We start from the raw sequence: 690 nt of genomic DNA, 5'->3' as shown, positions 1-690 counted from the left end.
CGCTGCAATGTTGGCGTTAGATGAAGAAGGGAATTTAGGTGTCAAAATACTGCAAGATGAACACGTTAAGTTTGTTCCTATTCAGTTAGTCAAAGCAGAAGAAGATGGCGTTTGGTTATCTGGGCTTGGCGAGCAAGCGGACATTATTGTATTAGGACAGGGGTTTGTTCGTGATGGCGATACCGTGATTGCGAATAAAGTCGGTGATGTCGCTGCCGATGCGGCCGAAAAATAGGGAGGCAGCATGTTTAGTATAATTGACGCTGCGTTATCCCGATCAAGAACGATGTTGACCTTGTTGGTGATGATCCTCATCGCAGGGGTCATTACTTACGTCACCATCCCAAAAGAATCTAGTCCCGATATCACTATTCCTATCATTTACGTCTCTGTGGGGCATCAAGGTATTTCTCCAACTGATGCTGAGCGTTTACTGGTTCGTCCTATCGAACAAGAACTGCGCTCAATTGAAGGGGTGAAAGAGATGACATCGGTTGCCTCCGAAGGCCACGCCTCAGTCACTTTGGAGTTTAGCGTTGGCGTGGATCTCGATAAAGCGATGGCGGATGTTCGCGACGTGGTCGATCTGGCGAAACCTAAGTTACCTGCAGACAGTGATGAACCGACGGTCAATGAAGTTACTTTTGCTTCAGAGGAGCCAGTTTTAACCGTTGTGCTTTATGGCACGGT

The 690-nt window shown here is 47.4% G+C and carries 1 protein-coding gene and 1 pseudogene; both read left to right on the top strand.

The window, feature by feature from the left end; translation table 11 throughout:
• Nucleotides 1-235 (top strand): annotated as a pseudogene (locus tag R7Q09_RS25845) (efflux RND transporter periplasmic adaptor subunit); the annotation flags it as partial.
• A gap of 9 nt (nt 236-244) precedes the next feature.
• The coding region (locus R7Q09_RS25840) for an efflux RND transporter permease subunit (RefSeq protein ID WP_318143905.1) at nt 245-690 on the top strand (446 nt) is incomplete at its 3' end.

This window comes from Vibrio sp. 2130-1 (genome assembly GCF_033339515.1).
The sequence above is the reverse complement of the archived record's forward strand: the minus strand, read 5'-3'. Positions and strand labels throughout refer to the sequence as shown.